Raw genomic sequence first — 20,679 nt, 5'->3', positions numbered from 1 at the left:
AATCGTCAATATCGGTCGGAGGGGTGGCTTTGTAAAGCCGTTTGTCTCCACCCGCATAGCGGGTGGGTTGAAGCTGGCCGCTGCGCGCCCAGCAGACTAAAGTCTTGAACTCAAAGGTGGGACAAATGTCCCACCTCTTTTGAATGCCACCGTTTCCGTACCACAAACAGCAGGGCAATCGCTATAATGCAAGCCCAGTAAAAACACGATGAACCGCAAGGCGAAAATCGAAGGATATGCATACGATGTCGCAAAACGATCGAACTCAACTGATTCCCGATCCGCAGCAGCCGAGCAGGCACACCGGCGGCGTTCAGTCGCCGCGTCCTATCGCGCCGAGCCACGGTCAGCAGCGTGGTGCAGCAAACGCCTCGCCGCGCCCAAACCAGCAGCGTCAGCAGCGTCAAGGAAACGGCAACGCTCCCAAGCAGGCCCCCTCGCATGCTCGAGGAGACCGCGGCCCCGTAGGTAAGCCCGCCGACAACAAAAAGTCCGGTAAGAAGACGACGCTATTTGTCGTCCTGGGTCTTATCGCCATCGTCTACATCGTTGGTGTTGTAGCATTCTCTCAGGTCGCCTACCCCAACACAACCATCGCCGGCGTGGATGTCTCGTTCTCCAACGCCTCGTCTGCCGCCACCAAGGTCAACTCGGCATGGAAGCACTACAAGCTCACCGTCACGGGCGATGACTTTAGCTGGACCTATCAGCCCGAGTCCGATGAACCCATCGTCGACGGTGAAGCCGCCGCAAAAGAGATCATTAGCCATAACGAGTCCTTTATGTGGCCCGTCCGCCTCGTTGAATCCTTTGGCGGCAAGACCAAAACCACCATCACTTCCGACGAGGTCGATTTGGATCAGGATGTCGACCTTTCCATGCTCTCCGATGCCTTTGATCAAAAGCAATTTGAGGAGGACCTGGGGGCCACCATCGATGACTTCAACGAGGGCCGCTCGGGCACGTTCGAGGCATCAAGCTCCTATGACGAGCAAGCCGGCAAGTTTACCGTCGAGAAGGCGCGTTCTAATGAAAAGCTCAACCGCGATCATGTCATTAAGTACGCCGAGCTCGAGCTTGCCTCGCTCGCCGAGACCGTCGATCTTACGAAGCTCGGCAACGATGCCTATGAACCGCTCAATGGAACGCTGACCAACGACCAGATTCAAGCTGCTTGCGATGCCGCCAACAACTTCCTGGGCGTCAACGTCACCCTCAAGCTCAACGGCGAGGATGCCGGCAAGGTCGATGGCAGCTCCGTGCTGCAGTGGATTAGTTTTGCCGATCCGGCGAACCCCACGCTCGACACCTCGCAGATCAGCAGCTGGGCCGCCGAGCTTGCCAACGGCTTTAACACCGTGGGATCCACCCGCTGGTGGACACGCGCCGACGGCAAGCAGTGCGCCGTCGAGGGCGGCGACTTTGGTTGGTCTATCGATAGCACGACGCTCGCCAAGCAGGTCGAAGATGCCATCAACAACAAGCAGACCGGCGAGATCGAGATCAAGTACTCCCAGAAGGCCGACACCTTTACCGCAAAGGGCGAGCCCGACTGGAAGGCATATATCGACGTCGACCTGTCCGAGCAGCATGCTCGTTATTACGACGAGAGCGGCAATATCGTGTGGGAAGCCAACTTTATCTCGGGCAAGCCGGGCGAGGACGCCACTCCCGAAGGCGTATGGCAGATCAACAGCAACAATGGTGCGAGCACGCTGATCGGCGCCAAGGACCCAGAGACGGGCAAGCCCAAATACGAGAGCCCGGTCAGCTACTGGATGCCATTCGAGGGCAACATGATCGGCTTCCATGACGCCACCTGGCAAAACGACAAGAGCTTCGATAACGCCGAGTCGTACAAGTGGTGCGGCAGCCACGGTTGCATCAACCTGCGCCTGGCCGACGCCAAGGCACTGCACGATTGCATCAAAGTCGGCCTGTGCGTGGTTGTCCACTCGTAGTGCAACGCGCGCATTCCTACAACGTGGAACCGCTGCGACCAATCTAACAGTTCCGAAAGAAACCGTCCTATGCGCCCGCCCCAACCGGTGGGCGCATATAATTATCGAGGTTCTTTCTATAAAGGAGACGCTATGCCGAATGTCCCCACGATCACCCCGGGCCCAGATGATACCGAGCGCACGCCCGAAGGTGCCACCGAAACGTTTCCTCTGATTACAAACGTACATGCCGACAAGCAGAGCGGACGCGCGAACGATACGGCCGAGATTTCCGATGAAGAGGCATATGCCAAGCTCAAGGCAAAGCGTGCCGAACGCCGACGCAAAAAGCTGATTCGTCGCGGTATTGCCGCCGGCGTCGTGGGTGCCGTCGCGCTCATTGCCATTGTCGCTACCCTGGTTCTCAATGCGCAGCCACAGGGAGCTAGCGGGCCTGTGACCGACATGGTGACCGAGGGCACGTTTACCACAACGGTCGAGGCGAAAGGCCAGCTCAAACCCATTTCGTCCTCAGTGGTCTCCCCTTCTGTCGACGGCACGGTCGATTCTATCAACGTGCAGGCAGGCCAATCCGTCAACGAGGGCGACGTGCTTATGACCATTAAAAACGACGAGCTCGATCGCAACGTTGCCGAGGCGCAGCGTGCAGTTGCTGCCGCTCAAGAAGACCTCGCCAACGCGCAGAAAGCCGCAGCTGCTGCGCAGGCCACCCCAACGACGGACGTCGAGGGAGCTTCCGCAGCGGCTGGCGTCTCCGCCGCATCAGTGGACACGAACGCCGTATCGGCCGCGCAGCGCAGCCTCGCATCAGCCCAGGCAAACCTCGACCAGGCGAACGCCAAGGCCTCCAGTCGCACGGTCACGGCCCCGAGCTCGGGTAGCATCGTGGAGCTCAATGCCAAAGTGGGCGCCACGGTTACAGGCGGCATGATCATGGGCGAAAGCGATACGAGCGGCGGCAAGCAGTGCATGCAGATCGCCGACCTATCTAAGATGAAGGTGACCGTGCAGGTGGGCGAAAAGGACATCGCCAAGATCGCCGTTGGGCAGAGCGCCAACGTCACGTATCCCGCGTTTCCCGATATCGTGAGCCAGGGCACCGTCACGGCTATCGCGTCGGTGGCAAACTCCGACGCCGCCAACGGTGGCGGCGGCAGCGTGACCTTTAACGTCGACATTCTCATCGAGGCGCCCGACGCGCGCCTGAAGCCGGGCATGACGGCCGAGGTCTCGGTGGTGACCGAGCAGCTCGACGACGTGGTGATGGTGCCGACGATGGCGCTCATGACCGAAGACGGCGAACACTATTACGTCAACGTCGCAACCGATGACGAGGGCAAGCAAACCCATCGCGTGAAGGTGACCGTCGTGACGCAAAACGACAACGAAGCCGTAGTCGGCAAGACACAGGTTAAGCGCGACGACCAGGGCAACGAGATCAACCCCAACGTTCCGGTTACCAAGCTGCGCGATGGCGACACCCTCGTCATGGACACGGGAGCGGACGCAACGGCTGACGGCGGCTACGGTGCGGATTCGGGCAGTATGTCAGCCGACGAGGGCATGTAATGCGTCCCGTTATCGACATCCGCAACGTGCACCGCATCTTTGAGAGCGAGGCGGGGTGCGCCCACATCCTGCACAACGTGAGCCTGGCGGTAAATCCCGGCGAATTCGTCGCTATCACCGGCCCCTCGGGCTCGGGCAAGTCGACGCTCATGAACATCCTAGGCTGTCTGGATAAGCCGACGGCGGGCGACTACTACCTGCAAGGGCTCAACGTGGCCGAGCTCGATGATGAGGAGCTCACCGAAGTTCGCGCCCTGAGCATTGGCTTTGTCTTTCAGAGCTTCAACCTGCTGCCGCGCCTGTCGGTTATCGAAAATGTGATGCTGCCGCTGGCCTACACCAATGTGCCCCGTAGCCAGCGCGAAATGCGCGCCGTGCACGCGCTGCAGGCTGTCACGCTGCCCGTCGACCACTGGGACCACCGCATATCCGAGCTCTCGGGCGGCCAGATGCAGCGCGTCGCAATCGCGCGCGCCCTCGTCAATGACCCGCCCATCATTCTGGCCGACGAGCCGACGGGAAACCTGGACTCCGCTACCGGAGCGCTTGTGATGGAAACCTTCCATAAGCTCCAGAAGCGCGGCAAAACCATCGTGCTTATCACACACGACCCCGGCATCGCCGCCGAGGCCGACCGTGCCGTGACCATCCGCGACGGTCGCATTCACGATGGCGCGTATATTCCACATGCACCGCGGACCCTGCGCAGCGCCGTGGATAGCCTGCCCAGGATTTCCGCCTCCGCCAACCCGCCGAAAGGAGAGATGGCATGAGCGCCCGCGATCTCATCCAGGAAGCCCTTCACTCGCTCGAAGCCAACAAGGGGCGCAGCCTGCTCACCATCCTGGGCATTGTCATCGGCATCGCCTCGGTTATCGCCATGACTTCGCTCATCGGCGGCATCCAAAACAGCCTGGTCAACAGTCTGGGCCTCAATGCGGCACGCATGGTGCAGATTTACTCGTCGCAGGAACTCACCGAGTCAGACGTCGAGAAGCTCCGCAAAATGGTGCCGCAGATTGAGCAGATCGGCATCGTGGACAGCGCCTATACCGAGTATAAGACCGGCGATAAAAGCTATACCGTCATGGCACAGGGTGTCGATAGCGACATGCTCGACGCCGTGGGGGCCAGCAAGCTCGTTGCGGGGCGTACCTATTCCCAGGCCGAGTCTCAATCAGGCTCGCGCGTGGCGCTCATCAGCCGCGGCGGCGCCGATCAGCTTTACGGCAACGAACAGGACGCGGTGGGCAAGACTATTAAGGTGTCCAACGGCGAAGTGCAGATTGTAGGCGTGATTGATGGCGGCAGCGACTCCATGGGCTCGCTCACGCTGTATATGCCACGCGAAACCATCTCCGGGCTGTTTAGCGACGAGAATCCTTCATTCCCCAGCGTGACGGCACTTGCCGCCGAGGGCACGGACATGGATGAGCTTTGTAAGACCATCGAGTCCAAGGTGCGCGCGATGAAGGGCATCGAGGAGGAGGATGAGTACGACAGTGTATCGGCGACATCCATGAAAAGCGCCATCGATGCACTCAACTCCTTTATGGGCGCGTTCTCACTCATCATGGGCGCTGTCGCCAGCATCTCGCTGCTTGTCGGCGGTATCGGCATTATGAATATGATGCTCACCAACGTGACTGAGCGCATCCGCGAGATCGGTATTCGCCGTGCCCTGGGCGCCAGTCGTCGCGATATCACCGCGCAGTTTTTAGCCGAGTCTTCGGCATTGTGCATCACCGGCGGTCTGCTGGGTGTCCTGATTGGCTATCTGCTGGCCTGGGCTCTTGCGATGTTTGCCGCAGGATCAGGGGTTCTCGGCGAGCTCGGTGCCAGCGGGCAAATCACACCGAGCTTTTCAATCGCCACGGTGCTGCTGGCCTTCGCCGTCTCCGTCGGCATCGGTGTAATCTTTGGCTTCTACCCCGCTCGCCGCGCAGCAAAGCTCGACCCGGTGGAGTGCCTACGCTACCAGTAAGCCACCACCAACAAGTTGCGGTGAATTAGGGACTGAATATGCTATCTAGCAGCAAAAACAGACACTATTTCACCGCAACTTATTGAAGGGCTACTTGCGCCAGTTCCGGGCGTCGTCCTCGAACTTTTGGCGGATGACGGTCTTGTACGGTTCGAGCTTGCTCGAGGCGCTCCTCCTCGCGGGCGGGAGGGAACGCAGGCGCGGCGAGCGCCTAGCGCGCGAACTCCCGTAAGAGCGCGTCTTCCACTTCCCGAAGCGAAAGGGCCCCGCCTCCCTCGGCGGGACGGGTGACCACGATGCAGCGCGCTCCCACGGCGCGCGCGGCGGCGAGCTTCTCGGCCGTGCCGCCTACGGTTCCCGAGTCCTTTGTCACAAGCCACTGGGCGCCCACCTGCCGAAGCATCGCCTCGTTGAGCTCGCGGGTGAAGGGCCCCTGCATGCCGATGACGTGCGACGGCGAAAACCCCGCGTCGATGCACTTCGTTATAGCACCGGGCAGCGGGAGCACACGCACAAAGAAGCGCTCCGCGAAATCGGCGACGCGCGTGTAGGGAGCAAGCTCCTTGCTCCCCGTCGTGAGAAGCGCGCGACCCGGGTTCTCGGAGAGAAAGCGCGCCGCGCAGGCGATCGACGCGACCGGCACGACGCCTTTGGGCAGCGCCTCGACCGGGCGCGCAAGACGCAGGCACCGTGCACCCACGGCGAGCGAAGCGGCCCGGATGTTGCCGCTTGCGAGCGTAGCGAAGGGGTGCGTGGCGTCGACGACGATGCGCGCGCCGGAAAGCTCGCGCTCCATGTCGGCCTCGTCGAGCCTGCCCGCATGCACCTCGATGCCCGGAAGCTCGCCCAAAAGCTCGCCTCCATACTCGGTTGCCGCGTAAGCACGGGCGGGGATGCCCGCCCCGCTCGCCCATTCGCACAGAAGGCGGCCCTCGGTGGTGCCGGCGAAGATGCGCAGCGCCGGTGCGGATGCGGGCGCCATCACTTCGGGCCGCCTGGGCGCGTGATCTGGTAGAGCAGCGCGTTCATAATGGCGGCCGCCACGGTCGAACCGCCCTTGCGACCCCTCGCGACGATGGCCGGCACGCGTCGCGCGAGTAGCTCCTCTTTCGCCTCGACCACGTTCACAAACCCGACCGGCACCCCAACGACGAGCGCGGGCGCAATCTTCCCCGCGTCCATGAGCTCGGCGAGGCGCAGAAGTGCTGTGGGAGCGTTGCCGACGGCCACGACAAGCGGACCCTCGATGCCGCAAGCTTTGTCCATGCTCGCAACGGCGCGAGTCGTGCCCGCGGCGCGCGCAGCCGCGGCGACATCAGGGTCGGCCATGTAGCACACGGCCTTGCAGCCGAGCTTCGCGAGCGCGGGCTTGCTTATGCCTGCGAGCGCCATGTTCGTGTCGGTGAGCACCGTGGCCCCTGCGCGCAGCGCGTCGAGCGCACAGTGCGCGGCGTCATGGGTGAACACGAGGGAATCGGCGTACGAGAAGTCGGCAGTGGTGTGGATGACGCGCTTCACGACGGGCTCTTCGAGCGGCGGGAACGTGCGGCCGCCGAGCTCTTCGGTGATGATCTCGAAGCTGCGCCGCTCGATGTCGCCGGGCGCCATCTCCTTGAAATCCATCTAGTACTCCACTCCTTCCCTTGCACATATCCCCTGAGAGTAGGGGTGTTTCTCGCACCGCATCTCGGTTATGTAGTCGGCCTTCTCCACGATCTTGCGGGAAGGCGCGCGCCCGGTGAGCGCTACTTCGACGCCGCGCGCGGACATATCGAGCGCGCGGTCCACGAGCGCCTCGTCGACAAGCCCCTTCGAAAGCGCGTCGAGCGCCTCATCGAGCACGAGCAGCCCCTCCTGAGCGCCCTCGAGCTCGGCGAGCGCGGAAGCGAGGTTCCCATCGTGCAGCTCGCACGTCGCGGCAAGTTCTTCCGACGTCATCGACCAGGTAAACTTGTCCGACACCTTCCCCGCGAACACGGGCACGCCGAAATGCTCGGCGAGCAGGCGCGCCTCCCCGCTTTCGCCGTCTTTCAGGAACTGCACGACGACGACGCGGCGGCCTGCGGCGAGCATGCGAAGGGCGAGGCCCATCGCCGCCGTGGTCTTGCCTTTGCCGTCGCCATGATACACGTGGATCATACGCCCTCCTCGATAATGCGGTAGACATACTCCATGTCGAGCGCCCCGCGCACGACGTCGGCCAGGCGGTCGAACTCGCGCGCACGGTGATCGGCTGCGGACGTTGCGCCCGCAGCACCCACGACGCTCTCGGGCAGGCCGCGCATGCGCGCGAGCGAGCGCGCGAGGGCGAGCGCCACCCCCGGTTCGTCGAACAGGCCGTGGAGATAGGTTCCGAACACGTTTCCGCAGGCCGCGCCTTCTGGTTTGCCGCCAATCGTGCCCGCAGGGGCGCAGGAGACGATCGTTTCGCCGTCGTGAATCTCGTACCCGCGAGCCGTCATGCCGTTCCACACCGAGAACGCGCCTTGGGCGCCCGTGAAGCGAAGCTCCGACTGGGCAAGGCGCTTTTCCTCCTTGAACACCGTACTTGCAGGGATGAGCCCGAGCCCGCGCGCGGTGCCAGCGCCTTCCCTGCCGTGCGGGTCGGAAAGCTCGTCTCCCAAAAGCTGGTAGCCTCCGCATATGCCGAGCACCGGCGTGCCCGCGCCCGAAAGCGCGCGTACACAGGCTCCGATGCCGCTAGCCGCAAGCCAGCGCGCGTCGTCGAGCGTGGTCTTCGAGCCTGGGAGCACCACCAGGTCGGGTCGGCCCAGATCGGTCGTCGAGGAAACATAGCGCACGCCCACGCCGGGCACGCGCGAAAGCGGGTCGAAGTCGGTGAAGTTCGACAGATGCGGAAGGCGCACGACGGCGACGTCGATGACGCCGCGCGCCTCGCGGGCAGATAGGCGCGGCGCAAGCGAGTCCTCGTCGTCCAGGTCGAGCGTAAGATACGGCACGACTCCCACGACGGGAACCCCGCACATCTTCTCGAGCGGGGCCAAACCCGGGCGCAGGATTTCCACATCGCCGCGGAACTTGTTCACCACAAGCCCCCGCAAAAGCGCGCGGTCCTCGGGTGCAAAGAGCGCGACCGTGCCGTAGAGCTGGGCAAACACCCCGCCTGGGTCGATGTCGCCCGCGAGCAGCACGGGGGAGGACACGGCGCGCGCAAGCCCCATGTTGACGATGTCGTTTTCGGCAAGGTTGATTTCGACGGGGCTGCCAGCGCCCTCGATGACGATGACGTCGTTTTCCTCCGCGAGCGAATCGAACGCTTCCAAAATCTGCGGCATGAGCGCCTTCTTTCGCGCGAAGTAGTCCCTCGCAGCGAAGGCTCCCTGCGCCTTGCCGGCCACGATGAGCTGGCTTCGGTGGTCGCTTTCGGGCTTGAGCAGGATGGGGTTCATGCGCACGTCGGGCGCGATGCCGCACGCCTCGGCCTGCATGATCTGGGCGCGCCCCATCTCGAGCCCGTCGGCCGTGACACCGCTGTTGAGCGCCATGTTCTGGCTCTTGAAGGGAGCCACGCGCAGGCCGTCCTGCGAAAGCACGCGGCACAGCCCCGCCGCAAGCAGGCTCTTCCCCGCGTTCGACATGGTGCCCTGGATCATGATGGGCTTCGCCCTACCCACGGGTATCGACCTCCTTCGCCGGGCCTCGGCCATCCGCGCCCGCCATAGCGCCGCTGCAAGAAGCGCCGCCCCGTTCGACAGGTTCGCCTTCGCCCGATGCGCCTTCCGCCCGAAGCGCGCGGCTGAACGCCATCGCAAGCCGGGCATTCTCCTTGCGCGTGCGCACCGCGACGCGGCACCAGAAACGGGACAGTACCGAAAACGAGTCGCACGTGCGGACCAAAACCCCCTGTTTATAAAGGCGCTCGGGGATGTCTTTCGCCGGCGTGCGGACTAAAAGGAAGTTCGCATCCGACGGCACGACGGAAAGCCCGAGCGAGGAGAGCTCGTGGGAAAGCCACGCTCGCTCGCCCGCCAATACATCGCGCGTGCGCGAGACGTATTCGACGTCTTCCAGGGCGGCGATGCCCGCGGCCTCGGCGACCGAGGAGACGGGCCACGCCTGCCCCGCCCGGCGAATCCCCTCGATGAGTTGGGCGTTTCCGCTGATCAGATACCCCAACCGCAACCCTGCCATTCCGTAGAGCTTGGTGAACGCGGAGAGCACGGCCACATGGTGCGAACACGCGGCGCGTGCGGCCACGCTCCTTTCGCGGGCGTCGGGCGCAAATCCGAGGAAGCACTCGTCCACGACGAGCAGTGCGCCCACCTGCTCGCAGCGGCAAGCCGCGGCATCGATCACGCGGGGGTCGGCGAGGCGCCCCGTCGGGTTGTTCGGATTGCAGAGGTACGCCACGTCTCCCGGCCCCTCGATCGCGCGGGCGAAGGAGGCGGGCACGTCGAAGTCATCCGCTTCGGAGAGCGGGAACTCCTGCACGCATGCGCCGTAGTACGATGCCGCCTCCGCATATTCAGAGAACGTCGGCGCGCACACGACGATGCGTTTCGGGCGCACCGCCGCGGCGAGCCGCCAGATGATGTCGGACGCGCCCGCGCCGCAAACGATAGTATCTTCGGGAATGCCCTGGGTGCGCGCTAGGGCGCGAACGAGGGCGAGGCTTTCCCTATCGGGGTAGGCGTCGATTCGAGAAAGCGCCTTGCAAGCTGCGGCGACGGCGCGCGGCGAGGGGCCTGCCGGATTCACGTTCACCGAGAAGTCGATGAGGTCGGAGGCGCCCCCTTCGCAAGCGATGCCGAGCGATTGCGAGCTACCCCCATGCGTACGGGCGCGCAGGATTCCCCCGGCAGCCCGGGACGCAGTGTGGTCTTCCCTCATGCCATCGCCCCCACGGCGAGCACGACCGCCGCGCGAGCGGCGCCGAAGACGACGAGCGCGCATACGGACGCGGCGAGCATGAGCCTTGTCGCCCGGACGATGTCGCCCCACTCGATTTCGCGGGACGCGTCGCCTATCGTCGGTTTCTCAACGAGCTTGCCGAAATACACCGCGGGTCCTGCCAGGCGCAGCCCGAGCGCGCCCGCACACGCTGACTCGGTCTGCGCCGAGTTGGGGCTCGCATGGCGACGCCTGTCACGGCGCCAGATGCGCGCCGCCCCGCGCGCGTCGAGCCCGACGATCGGGCACACGGCGATCATGAGCAGGGCCGATAAGCGCGAGGGAATCCAGTTCACCGCATCGTCGAGGCGCGCCGAGGCGCAGCCGAAGTCGATGTAGCGCGCGTTTTTGTAGCCCACCATGCTGTCGAGCGTGTTCACAGCCTTGTACGCCATGCCCAAGGGCGCACCCCCGATCATAAGGTAGAAAAGCGGCGCGATGACGCCGTCGCTCGCGTTCTCCGCCACCGTTTCCACGGCGGCGCGCGCAACGCCCTGCTCGTCGAGAACAGACGTGTCGCGTCCCACGATGAGCCCGACGGTTTCGCGCGCCGCGACAAGGCCGCCCTTCGAGAACGCGCGGGCCACGGCCAGGCTCTGGCGGCGCAGCTCGCATGTCGCGAGAATCTGATAGCTCGCCCATGCCTCGGCTACGAAGCGCAAGCCGGGGTGAACCATGCCGCAAAGATGCAGGATTCCCCAGGTCAAAAGCCCACACGCAAGCGGAAGCGCCACGGCGAGCACAAGCCCTGCGGCGCGCGTGCCCGCGGACGTTTGCGGGAATGCGCCCCGCAGGCGGCCTTCGGCCCACGTGATCGCGCGCCCCATGGCGACGACGGGATGGGGAAGCCAGCGCGGGTCGCCGAAGGCAAGGTCGGCCGCGAACCCAGCGGCGACGGCAAGAATCGTCATCACCGGGCATCGCCCCCCGAAGCGGGGCGAACGTCGCGAAGGTAGCGCCCATCCCAGGTGGCGGCCCATGCGCCGCCCGGCACGGTATGCACGTCGAAGTATTCCATTTTCGGGACAGCAAGCTCGGAAAGCAGCGCTTTCACGGTACCTGCGTGAACGACGAAGACGGCGCGCCCACTCCCCTGGGCGCGCTCCGATTCGCACGCCTCCCGAAACGCCGCGACGACGCGGCGGGTGAAATCGCTCTTGCCCTCGCCATGCGGGCACCGCGTCTCGCACCAGAAGTCTACCCAGGCGCGGTAGCGCGCATCCTCTTTAAGCTCGGCGGCGCTTCGCCCCTCGAAGTCACCGAAATCCATCTCGCGCAGACCGGGGCATGCCATAAGCTCCGCATTCGGGAAGAGGATGCGTGCCGTCTGGTCGGTGCGGGCCATGCCGCTCGTGATAACACGGAACACGTCACGATCGCACGCGAGCTCGCGCAAAGCGCGCTCGCCCGCGCTCGAAAGGGGCTCGTCGGTGCCCGCCCCGCTGTAGCGATGGTCTTCCGTGCCCGCCGTGGCACCATGGCGCACGAAGACGACTTCCAAAGGCGCACCCGCGCCCTGCGTCCCTCGAGGCGCATCGGCAAGGTTTCCCTTGATGACCTGGGGAATCCCGCACGTCATGCGCACGACGACGTCGGCGCGCGCAGCAAGCGCGCATCCCAGGCGCCCCGCGCGCTCGCGCCATTGGGCGTCTTCCGCACGCATGGGGACGACCCCCGAGCCGACCAAGGGCAGAATCACTGCGTCGAAGCCAATCAGCCGCTCGAGCGCCCGGTCAGCGTCGAGCGCGCGTACGAGTTCCTCAGCACGGTACGCGACACGGCCGGCAAAAGCCGCGGGCACGCCGCCCTCCGCAAGCTGCGCCGCGTCGACGAAATCGTCCGCCGCGAACCCGAGCTTTTCGCGCACGAAGGTCCTCTTCCCCGAATGCGCGCCGCCTACCACGAGAATCATAGGAGCATACCCCCCGCCACCAGCATGGCAAGCATCGCGAGCTCGGCCCATTGCAGAAACCATCCGGCCAAATCCCCCGTCACCCCGCCGAAGCGGGACAGGGCAACATGACGGTACCACGCGAGCGCCAAAAGCCCCGCCACCGCCATAAGGGCGCCGACGGCCTGAGCGCACGCGACCATCCCTGCAGCCGAAGCCGCAGCGAAAGCGCAAAGCGGCACGACGATCGCCGCGCGCTTCTTAGCAGGCGAGAGTCCCGCGGCCATGCCGTCCGCCCGCGCGGCAGGCCAGCATTCTACGGCGAGCCCCGAAAGCGCGCGGGAGAACACGAGCGAGCACAGAAGCGCGAGGAACGCCCCCGCCGTAAGCGGCAGCGCGGTGAACAGGGAAAACTGCAGAATAAGGTACACGACAACACCGATGACCCCGAAGGCGCCCGCCCGCGGGTCGTGCATGATCTCGAGCTTTCGCTCGCGCGGGGCCCAACTTGCAAGCGCATCGGAGGTGTCGCAGAGCCCGTCTAGGTGGATGCCTCCCGTCACCGCCACAGGCAACGCCACGAGCACGGCCGCGACGATGGTCGCGGGCACGCCGAGCAGGTTCGCCACGTGCCCCCACGCCGTCATGAGGAAGCCTTCCGCGAGGCCCACCAGGGGAAACGCGGCAAGCGCATGGGTTGACCCGAAATCGGTCCAGGCCGATTTCGGGACGGGGATGCGCGAGAACGTTCCGAACGCCGCGCAGATTGCCTCTGCTATCTTCACCTTGTAGGTCCTTCGCCTTTCAACCACACGGGAATCCCGCATACCACTTCGACTGCGCGGTCGGCCAGCGCCGCCACGCCCGCGTTCACGCGCGCGAGCGCGCGCCTCCATGCCTCGGTCCCCTCATCGTAGCGCATCCCATCGCCGAACACGTCGACGGAGACCACCACCGTATACGCAGCCGCCTGAACGAGCCGTTCGATGTCTCCGAGCACCTCGCGAGCCGTAGCGTCGGGGTCACGTGGGGACAAGCCGCCTTCCGCGAAGAGCTCGTTCGCAACCAGGTTGCCCACGTCCTCCAAAAGAAGCGTGCAGCCGCGCGGAAGCCCGGACACTGCGGCGCCCACGTCACGCGTGCGCTCGAGGGTGGAAAACCCCTTGCCCTCGCGCAGCGCCCGATGGCGCGCGATGCGGCGGGCGCCCTCTTCCCCGAAGGGCTCCATCGTTGCCAGGTACACGCGGGGGCCGTCGTGCCCAAGGCACAGGGACTCGGCATAGGCGCTCTTGCCGCTCGCGCCGGCGCCGATAACGAACGTCACCGTCATTTCCCAGCCTCGAAATGCTCGTAAGCAGCCATGCCAGTCGCCGTGAACGTCTTCCCATCCCGGTACACGCGCAGCGCAGAATCCAGAAGGGGCAGATACGCCATGGCGCCCGCACCCTCGCCCAAGTGCATGCCTGCGTCGAGGGGTGCCTTTATGCCGAGCTCGCGAAGGAGCTCCTGGCTTGCGGGTTCACTTGATGCGTGGGTGCCCACGAGGTAGCCCAAGGCGTTGGGGCACAGGCGCGCCGCGCACAGGGCCGCCGTGCAGGATATGACCCCGTCGAGGAGCGCCGGCGCCTTCGAGGCCGCGGCCCCCAGGTAGAAGCCGCACATCGCCGCGATGTCGAAGCCGCCCACCTTCGAGAGTACGTCGATCGGGTCGGCGGGATCGGGCGAGTTCGCGTCGATGGCGCGCTCGACCACGTCGCGCTTGCGCGCGAGCGAGGCGTCCGAGAGCCCCGCGCCGCGCCCGACGAGGCTCCGCGCGTCCGCCCGGATGAGCACTGCGGCCACCGCCGCCGAGGTGGTCGTGTTGCCGATGCCCATCTCGCCCGCGGCGAGAAGGCGCACGCCGGCGCGGGCAAGTCCGCACGCGACGGCGATTCCGACCTCGATCGCGCGCACGGCCCCATCGCGAGACATAGCGGAGCCGTGCGCGATATTGCCGCTCCCCCGCCGCACGTTCGCGCGCACCATGTGCGCGTCTTCTATGCCCCGGGCCATACCCACGTCGACGGGCACGACCTCGGCACCCGCGAACGCCGCCATGCGGCAGGCGCTCGTGGCCCCCTCGCACATGTTGCGCGCGACGGCTCGCGTCACGTCTTGCCCGCTTTGCGACACGCCCTCGGCAACGACCCCGTTGTCGGAGAAGAATACCGCGAGCGCACGGGGAAACTCGACCACCTCGGCGCTCCCCTGAGCTGCGGCGATACACGCGACGGCGTCTTCAAAGTCGCCCAATCCCCCCAAGGGGTGCGCGATGGAGTCCCACGCGGCGTACGCGGCGGCGCGGGCGCACTCGTCTGCGGGCGCAATCCGGGAGAGCGCGGCTTCGAGCACGGCGCCCGGCGCCGACGAGAACGCGCGCTCGACTTCCTCGCGGATGCAGGCAAGCGCGGTTTCGGTTGCTTCAGCCATGCCGTCTCCTCTCTGCGAACGACGCTGCGGCAGACGCGAACGCGCGCGCAACGTCGGGGTTCGCAGGATAGTACACATGCGGGAAGCCCGCAACCAGGGACGGGGTGGTCGTCATGCACGGCCAGCCCTTGTCGCGCCGGGGCTTCTGCGCCCAGAAGTCGCCGCCCGGGCAGGTGGACTGCCAGTAGTGGAACTCGTGCGCGCGGATGCGTGTGCCGCGCGGCCCGTAGAGCCCGTCGCGTTGTGAAGTGAGCTCCACGTACCCGAAATGGGACAGCCTTCCCCCGTTCTCGCTTACGCCCTCAAGGGCGCCCGCAACAGGCCAGCGCCGCCCCTCGCTATCGGCGATTTCGCGCTGCAGATACAGAAACCCACCGCATTCGGCGACCGTCGGCATGCCAGATTCCACCGCGCGCCGCACCGCCTCGCGCATCGGCGCGTTCTCGGAGAGCTGCCGCGCATGGAGCTCCGGGTAGCCGCCCCCCAGATAGAGGGCGCTTGTCCCCCGGGGCAACTCGCTATCACACAGGGGGCTGAAAAAGGCCAGCTCGCAACCCAGGTCCTCGAGCGCGCGCAGGTTCTCCTCGTAGTAAAACGAGAACGCCTCGTCACGCGCGACGGCGACGATGGGCCGCGCTCCCGCGATCGGCTCCATCCGATAAGGTTCCTCGCAGATATCGGGTGCCGTCGCCGCTATTTCGAGCAAGCGGTCGACGTCGACACTCTTTTCCACCAGCTCGGCCATCTTGTCGATGCGCGCGGAGAGCTGCTCGACCTCGTCGGCGGTCACAAGCCCCAGATGCCGGCTTTCGAGCGAGAACGCCTCGTCGGCGGAAATATTACCCAAAACCGCGACGCCCGTGTGCTTCTCGATCGCAGGCGCCGCGTAGGCGCAGGCAGCGGCGCTCGTCTTGTTCAGCACGACGCCGCGCACGTTCGCACAAGGCAGGAACTCGGCGATGCCGCGGATTACGGCGGCGAGCGATAAAGACGCCCCGCACCCGTTCACCACTAAAACGACCGGCGTTTCCGTGTCGCGCGCAACCTGGTAGCTGCTCGCGTCGGCCACGCCGGGCGCCATGCCGTCGTAGAAGCCCATGACCCCCTCGAGAACCGCGACATCCGCGCCCGCGGCGCCGCGTGCGAGCAGGGCGCGCAGCGTCGGGGCGTCGGTGAAGAAGCCGTCTAAGTTGCCCGAGCGCGCGCCCACGACGCGGCGATGAAAGAGCGGATCAATGTAGTCGGGGCCGCATTTGAAGGCCGCGCATGCGAGGCCGCGGCGCGCGAGCGCGCGCAGGAGCGCGCACGTAACGACCGTCTTGCCGCTCCCGCTCGAGGGCGCAGCGACCATGAAGCGCGGGATGGTCGTGCTCACCGGGCACCGCCTTCCCCACCTGCACCACGCGCGCTGACGAGGAACACGGGGTTTTGCGCCTTCATAAGATGGTGCGAGCCTACAGCCTCGGCGCGGGCGGCCGACACCTGGCACGCCTCGAACCCCTTAAAGCGCGAACCCGAGAGGAGCGCGCACGCCTCGGTGAGCGTCTCAACGGTGACGCATGGCACGCACAGACGAACCTGCGAGTTCTTCTCGAGCGCCGCCTCCACGATGGAGGGAAGCTCGCCCGCGCTCCCGCCGACGAACACGGCGTCGGGGACGGGCAGTTTCGCGAGCGCTTCGGGGGCGACACCGGGGACTGCATGCACGTTGCCGCACCCGAATGCAGCCACGTTCTCCCGGATGAGCCGCACGCCGGCCGCGTTGCGCTCAACCGCCCATACCGACCCCGCTCGCGCGACGAGCGCCGCCTCGATCGACACGCTCCCCGTGCCGGCGCCGACGTCCCACACGGTGTCGGTCGCGGTAAGGCGAAGCTTCGCGAGCGCGACGGCGCGCACCTCCTGCTTGGTCATGGGAACGTCGCCGCGGATGAAGAGCTCGTCGGGAATGCCCGAGGAAGCGTACGGCCAGCGGGAGCTTGCGGCGCCGCCTGCGAACTCGATAAGCATCACGTTCAAATCGTCGAACGTCTGACCTGCAATTTCACTTGCGGTCGCGCAGGTGATGCGCTCGTCGGGGTACGACAGGCGCTCGGCCACGGTCACGCGCGCGTCCCCGAAGCCTGCCTGCACGAGCTCGCCCGAAAGCCGCGAGGGGTCTTCCCCGCCCGACGTGACGAGGAAGAGCTCACCTGCGCGCTCGGCCTCGGCCACGATGTCGCACGTCACGCCGTGAGCGCTCGCGAAGCGCCAATCCTGCCATGGACGCGCAAGGCGAGCGGCGAGATACGACGCTGAGCTTATGCCGGGAACGACGCGCACGTCCACCTGCGCGTCGCCGGAGAGCGCCTCCACCAGGCGGCGCGCGCCGCTGAACAGCCCCACATCGCCCGTCATCACGACCACGGCGCGCCGCCACGACGCCGCATCGGTGAGCGCGGCGACGATGTCCGCCGTCTTCACGAGCTCGTATCTCACCACGTCGGGCGGTACGTCGATGCCGGCAAGCGCGCGATGAGCGCCGATGACCACGTCGGCGATGTCGATCGCGTCGAGCGCCGCGCGCGAGAGCAAGTCGGGGTTTCCGGGCCCCGCCCCGATGATCGTTACCTTTCGCATGGAATCTCCCGATACCCGCGCGGCGTGACCATGCGGCCGCCTACGCGCTTCGTGTCCGCGTTGCCGACGAACACGGTGGTGAACATGTCGGCGTCGATCTCCCCCAGCTCGGAGAGCCTGCACATGCCCGACTGCTGCCCCTCGCGCCCGATGTTGCGTACCCAGCCGCAGAGCGTGTCGGGGGCCTTCCATTCGAGCATAATCTTCGCCGCGCGCGAGAGCCTGTCGGCGCGCTTTCTGCTGCGCGGGTTGTACAAACAGATGCAGAAGTCTGCGCTCGCCACGGCGGCGAGCCTGCGCTCGATGACCTCCCACGGCGTGAGCAGGTCAGAGAGCGACACGACCGCGAAGTCGTGGGCAAGCGGGGCGCCGAGCACCGCCGACCCGCTCTGAGCCGCGGTGGCCCCGGCGATAACTTCCACGTCTACATCGGGGTAGTCCTCCGCAAGCTCCAGAACGGGGCTCGCCATGCCGTACACGCCCGCGTCACCGCTGCACACGAGCGCCACGGCTTCTCCGCTCTGCGCGCGCGAAAGCGCCAGGCGGCACCGTTCGACCTCGTGCATCATCGGCGTCGCGAGATACGCCGCGTCGGGCACGGCGGCGAGCGCGAGCTCCACGTATTTCGTGTACCCCACAACGATGTCGGCCGCCTCGAGCGCGCGCCGGGCCGCAATCGTCATGCCGTCGGGGCCGCCCGGGCCGATCCCCACCACGAAGAGCTTTCCCATCACCGCTCCTTAAACGAAAGTTCGATAGTTACCTTGGAAAACGCGACGGTCACGCCGCCGTGAGCGAGCTTCGGGAAGATAAGTTTGCCCCCGTCCGCGAGCGCCGCGCGCTCGCACACGTTGTCGACCCCCACCGTCGCGCGCACGAAATCAGATGGCGAAACGCTACCTTCGACCTGCGACAGATCCTCTGAGGAATAGGTCGCAAGCGGGATATTGCGCGCGCGGCAGAAGGCGAGCAGACCCTCCTCGTGCGCCTTCACGTCGATCGTCGCTGCCTCGCGCACGGCCGAAGGCGAGATGCCCGCCTGCCCGCACGCGAGAAGATACGCCTCCTCGATCGCTTCGGCGCACGCACCGCGACGGCACCCTATGCCCGCAACGATGCAGGGAACGACAAGGCGAAGCGGCTCGGGCGCAGGCGCCTGCGCCCGCACGCACGCCGGCTTCCCCGTCTCACCGGCGGGCACGACCTTGCCCGTTGTCTCCGCCGCGCGAGCGGACGCACCTGCATTCGCGCCAGCAAACGGCGACACGACGATATCGGCCCGAGCGCGGTCAGACGCAATGTCAACCCCCTCAGGCGGCTGTCCCGAAATCGGCATGTCGGAATAGAGCGCCACGCGCCCGCCAGAAAGCAGCCGCGCCGACACTCGCTTGATGGCCTCGGGATTCGAAACGGCGAGCCCCGCACGGCGCGCCCACGTATCCACCGCCCACACGCCGCGGACGTCGGTCGCCGTGGTGATGACGGGGATGGCCCCTGCCGCGCGTGCCACAGTTTGCGCAAGCTCGTTCGCACCGCCCAAATGCCCCGACAAAAGCGGGACGGCAAAGCGCCCCGCCTCATCGATCGCCACAACCGCGGGATCGTTTGTCTTCGAGGCGACATGCGACGCGATCGCCCGCACGGCGATGCCCGCCGCGCCCACGAACAGAAGCGCGTCCGACGCTTCCCACGCGAGCGCCGTCCATGCGCGCAGGTCGGCCTTCCCCTCGCCGAACCCGCGCGAAACGGAAACGTCCCAGCCAGGGTCATCTTCACCTGTCTGTGCGCAATCGGAAAGCGCGCGTGCGGTGCGCTCCGCCAACGCATATCCCCTCTCGGTGAACGCTATGCAGGAAACCCTCATCTAGCGCACCACCATCGTCGAGAAGTAGCTGCCCCGATCGGGCACATCGTCGAGCGAGCGGTACACGCGCTCACCCGGAAGCCCACAGTCCTCAACGAGCTCGGTGCCGTCGAAGGCGCCCTCCTCGCAAAGGATGCGCTTCGTGTCCGCAAGCGAGCGACGCGCCTTCATGACCACCTTCGTCCCCGGCCAGCCGATTGCGCGGCCCACCCCGTACAGCACGCCTTTACTCATACGTCGCCCCCAATTTCCCGATAACTGCATCGGCGCCCGACGTGCGGAAAAGCTCGCGGCGCTCGGCGTCGAACACGACCGCGGCGATGTCGCATGCGCCCGCCGCGCGGCGACGCAACCTGTCCTCGATTGCCGCAGCGAGCGAGGCGCGCGCAGCGTCCCCCACGCCGGCGGCCTCGATTACCTCGAGCGCCGCTGTGGTCGTGACCGACGACATGATCTCACGCACGGTCTTCGCGCCCGCGCCGGCCAAGGCCGCGTGGGCGGCCAGAATCTCCGCGCGGCAGTCAGCGGTACGCGAATGAGTGTCCATGATTCCGCCCGCGACCTTCACCAGCTTACCGATGTGTCCCACAAGAAGGACATTGGTAAATCCCTCGCGAACGCAGCAATCAATCGCATCGCCCACGAAGTTGGAGATGAAGACCACCGGCGCTCCGTTTAGGTGGAAATGCCCCGAGATGAACTGCGCGCCGTAGTTGCCGGGCGTGAGCACGACTCCGCGTCGCCCCATAGCCGCATGCTGCCGGATCTCGAGCTCGATGCTGTCGCGCAAGGCAGCGAGGCTGCGCGGCTCGACGATGCCCGTCGTGCCCAGGATGGAGATGCCGTCCTCTATCCCCAGGTGCGGGTTGAAGGTCTTTTTGGCAAGGGCAACACCCTCGGGTACCGAAATCGTCACAGCAATATTTCCAGAAAAGCCGTGCGCGGCGCACACCTCGCGCACCGCCGAAGTGATCATCGCGCGCGGCGTCGCGTTGATGGCGGCCGCCCCCACCGGCTGCTCGAGCCCGGGCAACGTCACGCGCCCCACGCCCACGCCGCCATCGACGGAAACTTCCGATTCGCGCGTGGGCACGCCCTTGCTGCCCGCAGCGCCCGTGCCCGACCCCGCATGTTCCACGCGCGCGTACACGAGCACGCCGTCGGTCACATCGGCATCGTCCCCTGCGTCCTTTTGCACGGCGCACTGGGCGCACCCCTCGCCGATGCATGCATCGACCACGTCCGTCTCGACGGGCAGCCCGCCGGGGGTGACGATCGACACGTGGCCGACGGGCTTTCGTGACAAGAGCATCTCGCAGGCCGCCTTCGCCGCGAGCGTGGCGCAGCTCCCCGTGGTATAGCCGCAGCGCAGGCGGGTCGTCCCGGTATATATGTAGTGCTCGAAGGCCAC

At 66.0% G+C, this 20,679-nt stretch carries 20 protein-coding genes; 4 read left to right on the top strand and 16 right to left on the bottom strand.

All coding sequences use genetic code 11. From position 1 onward, the window contains the following. Positions 1–245 precede the first annotated feature (245 nt). The 4 genes from I2D41_RS06845 to I2D41_RS06830 all read left to right on the top strand — a co-directional run bounded on the left by I2D41_RS06845 (position 246) and on the right by I2D41_RS06830 (position 5,514). Entirely contained in the window at positions 246–1,961 is a 1,716-nt protein-coding gene (locus I2D41_RS06845) for a L,D-transpeptidase (protein ID WP_195364001.1), read from the top strand. A 132-nt stretch (positions 1,962–2,093) separates the two neighbouring features. Further along, complete coding sequence (locus I2D41_RS06840; protein WP_195364000.1) at positions 2,094–3,530, top strand: efflux RND transporter periplasmic adaptor subunit; 1,437 nt, start codon at positions 2,094–2,096, stop codon at positions 3,528–3,530. Next, positions 3,530–4,303: an ABC transporter ATP-binding protein gene (locus I2D41_RS06835; protein WP_195363999.1), complete on the top strand. Its 774-nt coding sequence runs from the start codon at positions 3,530–3,532 to the stop codon at positions 4,301–4,303. The genes I2D41_RS06840 and I2D41_RS06835 overlap by 1 nt, the downstream gene beginning before the upstream one ends. Continuing rightward, the gene (locus tag I2D41_RS06830; protein WP_195363998.1) at positions 4,300–5,514 is read left to right on the top strand and encodes an ABC transporter permease; all 1,215 of its coding nucleotides are present in this window, start codon (positions 4,300–4,302) and stop codon (positions 5,512–5,514) included. Before I2D41_RS06835 ends, I2D41_RS06830 begins: the two co-directional genes overlap by 4 nt. A gap of 211 nt (positions 5,515–5,725) precedes the next feature. Here I2D41_RS06830 and cobK read toward each other — a convergent pair whose 3' ends face one another. From cobK to cbiD, 16 genes are read right to left on the bottom strand one after another with little or no spacing between them, the layout of a single operon-like run. After that, positions 5,726–6,496: a precorrin-6A reductase gene (gene cobK / locus I2D41_RS06825; RefSeq protein WP_195363997.1), complete on the bottom strand. Its 771-nt coding sequence runs from the start codon at positions 6,494–6,496 to the stop codon at positions 5,726–5,728. After that, the gene (locus tag I2D41_RS06820; protein ID WP_195363996.1) at positions 6,496–7,137 is read right to left on the bottom strand and encodes a precorrin-8X methylmutase; all 642 of its coding nucleotides are present in this window, start codon (positions 7,135–7,137) and stop codon (positions 6,496–6,498) included. Before I2D41_RS06820 ends, cobK begins: the two co-directional genes overlap by 1 nt. Beyond that, positions 7,138–7,653, bottom strand: coding sequence for a cob(I)yrinic acid a,c-diamide adenosyltransferase (locus I2D41_RS06815; protein WP_195363995.1), 516 nt, complete (start codon positions 7,651–7,653; stop codon positions 7,138–7,140). Further along, the gene (locus I2D41_RS06810; protein WP_271741673.1) at positions 7,650–9,149 is read right to left on the bottom strand and encodes a cobyric acid synthase; all 1,500 of its coding nucleotides are present in this window, start codon (positions 9,147–9,149) and stop codon (positions 7,650–7,652) included. The genes I2D41_RS06815 and I2D41_RS06810 overlap by 4 nt, the downstream gene beginning before the upstream one ends. Continuing rightward, a complete protein-coding gene (locus I2D41_RS06805; protein WP_195363993.1) occupies positions 9,142–10,365 on the bottom strand; it encodes a pyridoxal phosphate-dependent aminotransferase in 1,224 nt (407 codons plus the stop codon). Before I2D41_RS06805 ends, I2D41_RS06810 begins: the two co-directional genes overlap by 8 nt. Beyond that, on the bottom strand, positions 10,362–11,336 hold the full coding sequence (cbiB, locus tag I2D41_RS06800; RefSeq protein ID WP_195364005.1) for an adenosylcobinamide-phosphate synthase CbiB: 975 nt from the start codon (positions 11,334–11,336) through the stop codon (positions 10,362–10,364). Before cbiB ends, I2D41_RS06805 begins: the two co-directional genes overlap by 4 nt. Further along, positions 11,336–12,337 carry a histidine phosphatase family protein gene (locus tag I2D41_RS06795; protein WP_195363992.1) on the bottom strand — a complete coding sequence of 334 codons (1,002 nt, stop codon included), beginning with the start codon at positions 12,335–12,337 and terminating at the stop codon, positions 11,336–11,338. Before I2D41_RS06795 ends, cbiB begins: the two co-directional genes overlap by 1 nt. Then, entirely contained in the window at positions 12,334–13,143 is an 810-nt protein-coding gene (locus I2D41_RS06790; RefSeq protein ID WP_229042229.1) for an adenosylcobinamide-GDP ribazoletransferase, read from the bottom strand. Before I2D41_RS06790 ends, I2D41_RS06795 begins: the two co-directional genes overlap by 4 nt. Further along, a complete protein-coding gene (locus tag I2D41_RS06785) occupies positions 13,098–13,646 on the bottom strand; it encodes a bifunctional adenosylcobinamide kinase/adenosylcobinamide-phosphate guanylyltransferase (protein WP_195363990.1) in 549 nt (182 codons plus the stop codon). The genes I2D41_RS06790 and I2D41_RS06785 overlap by 46 nt, the downstream gene beginning before the upstream one ends. After that, positions 13,643–14,863: a nicotinate-nucleotide--dimethylbenzimidazole phosphoribosyltransferase gene (locus I2D41_RS06780; protein ID WP_229042227.1), complete on the bottom strand. Its 1,221-nt coding sequence runs from the start codon at positions 14,861–14,863 to the stop codon at positions 13,643–13,645. The genes I2D41_RS06785 and I2D41_RS06780 overlap by 4 nt, the downstream gene beginning before the upstream one ends. Next, a complete protein-coding gene (locus tag I2D41_RS06775; RefSeq protein ID WP_271741672.1) occupies positions 14,778–16,160 on the bottom strand; it encodes a cobyrinate a,c-diamide synthase in 1,383 nt (460 codons plus the stop codon). Before I2D41_RS06775 ends, I2D41_RS06780 begins: the two co-directional genes overlap by 86 nt. Then, entirely contained in the window at positions 16,157–17,404 is a 1,248-nt protein-coding gene (gene cbiE / locus I2D41_RS06770; RefSeq protein ID WP_195363989.1) for a precorrin-6y C5,15-methyltransferase (decarboxylating) subunit CbiE, read from the bottom strand. Before cbiE ends, I2D41_RS06775 begins: the two co-directional genes overlap by 4 nt. Beyond that, on the bottom strand, positions 17,392–18,135 hold the full coding sequence (gene cobJ, locus I2D41_RS06765) for a precorrin-3B C(17)-methyltransferase (protein WP_195363988.1): 744 nt from the start codon (positions 18,133–18,135) through the stop codon (positions 17,392–17,394). Before cobJ ends, cbiE begins: the two co-directional genes overlap by 13 nt. After that, entirely contained in the window at positions 18,135–19,268 is a 1,134-nt protein-coding gene (locus tag I2D41_RS06760) for a cobalt-precorrin 5A hydrolase (protein WP_195363987.1), read from the bottom strand. Before I2D41_RS06760 ends, cobJ begins: the two co-directional genes overlap by 1 nt. Further along, positions 19,269–19,502, bottom strand: a complete 234-nt coding sequence (locus I2D41_RS06755; protein WP_195363986.1) for an SAM-dependent methyltransferase — start codon at positions 19,500–19,502, stop codon at positions 19,269–19,271. Then, a complete protein-coding gene (gene cbiD, locus I2D41_RS06750) occupies positions 19,495–20,679 on the bottom strand; it encodes a cobalt-precorrin-5B (C(1))-methyltransferase CbiD (protein ID WP_271741671.1) in 1,185 nt (394 codons plus the stop codon). Before cbiD ends, I2D41_RS06755 begins: the two co-directional genes overlap by 8 nt.

The organism is Collinsella aerofaciens, from assembly GCF_015552075.1.
In the GTDB taxonomy this organism is placed as follows: Bacteria; Actinomycetota; Coriobacteriia; order Coriobacteriales; family Coriobacteriaceae; genus Collinsella; species Collinsella aerofaciens_Y.
This window is presented reverse-complemented; position numbering and strand designations above follow the sequence as displayed.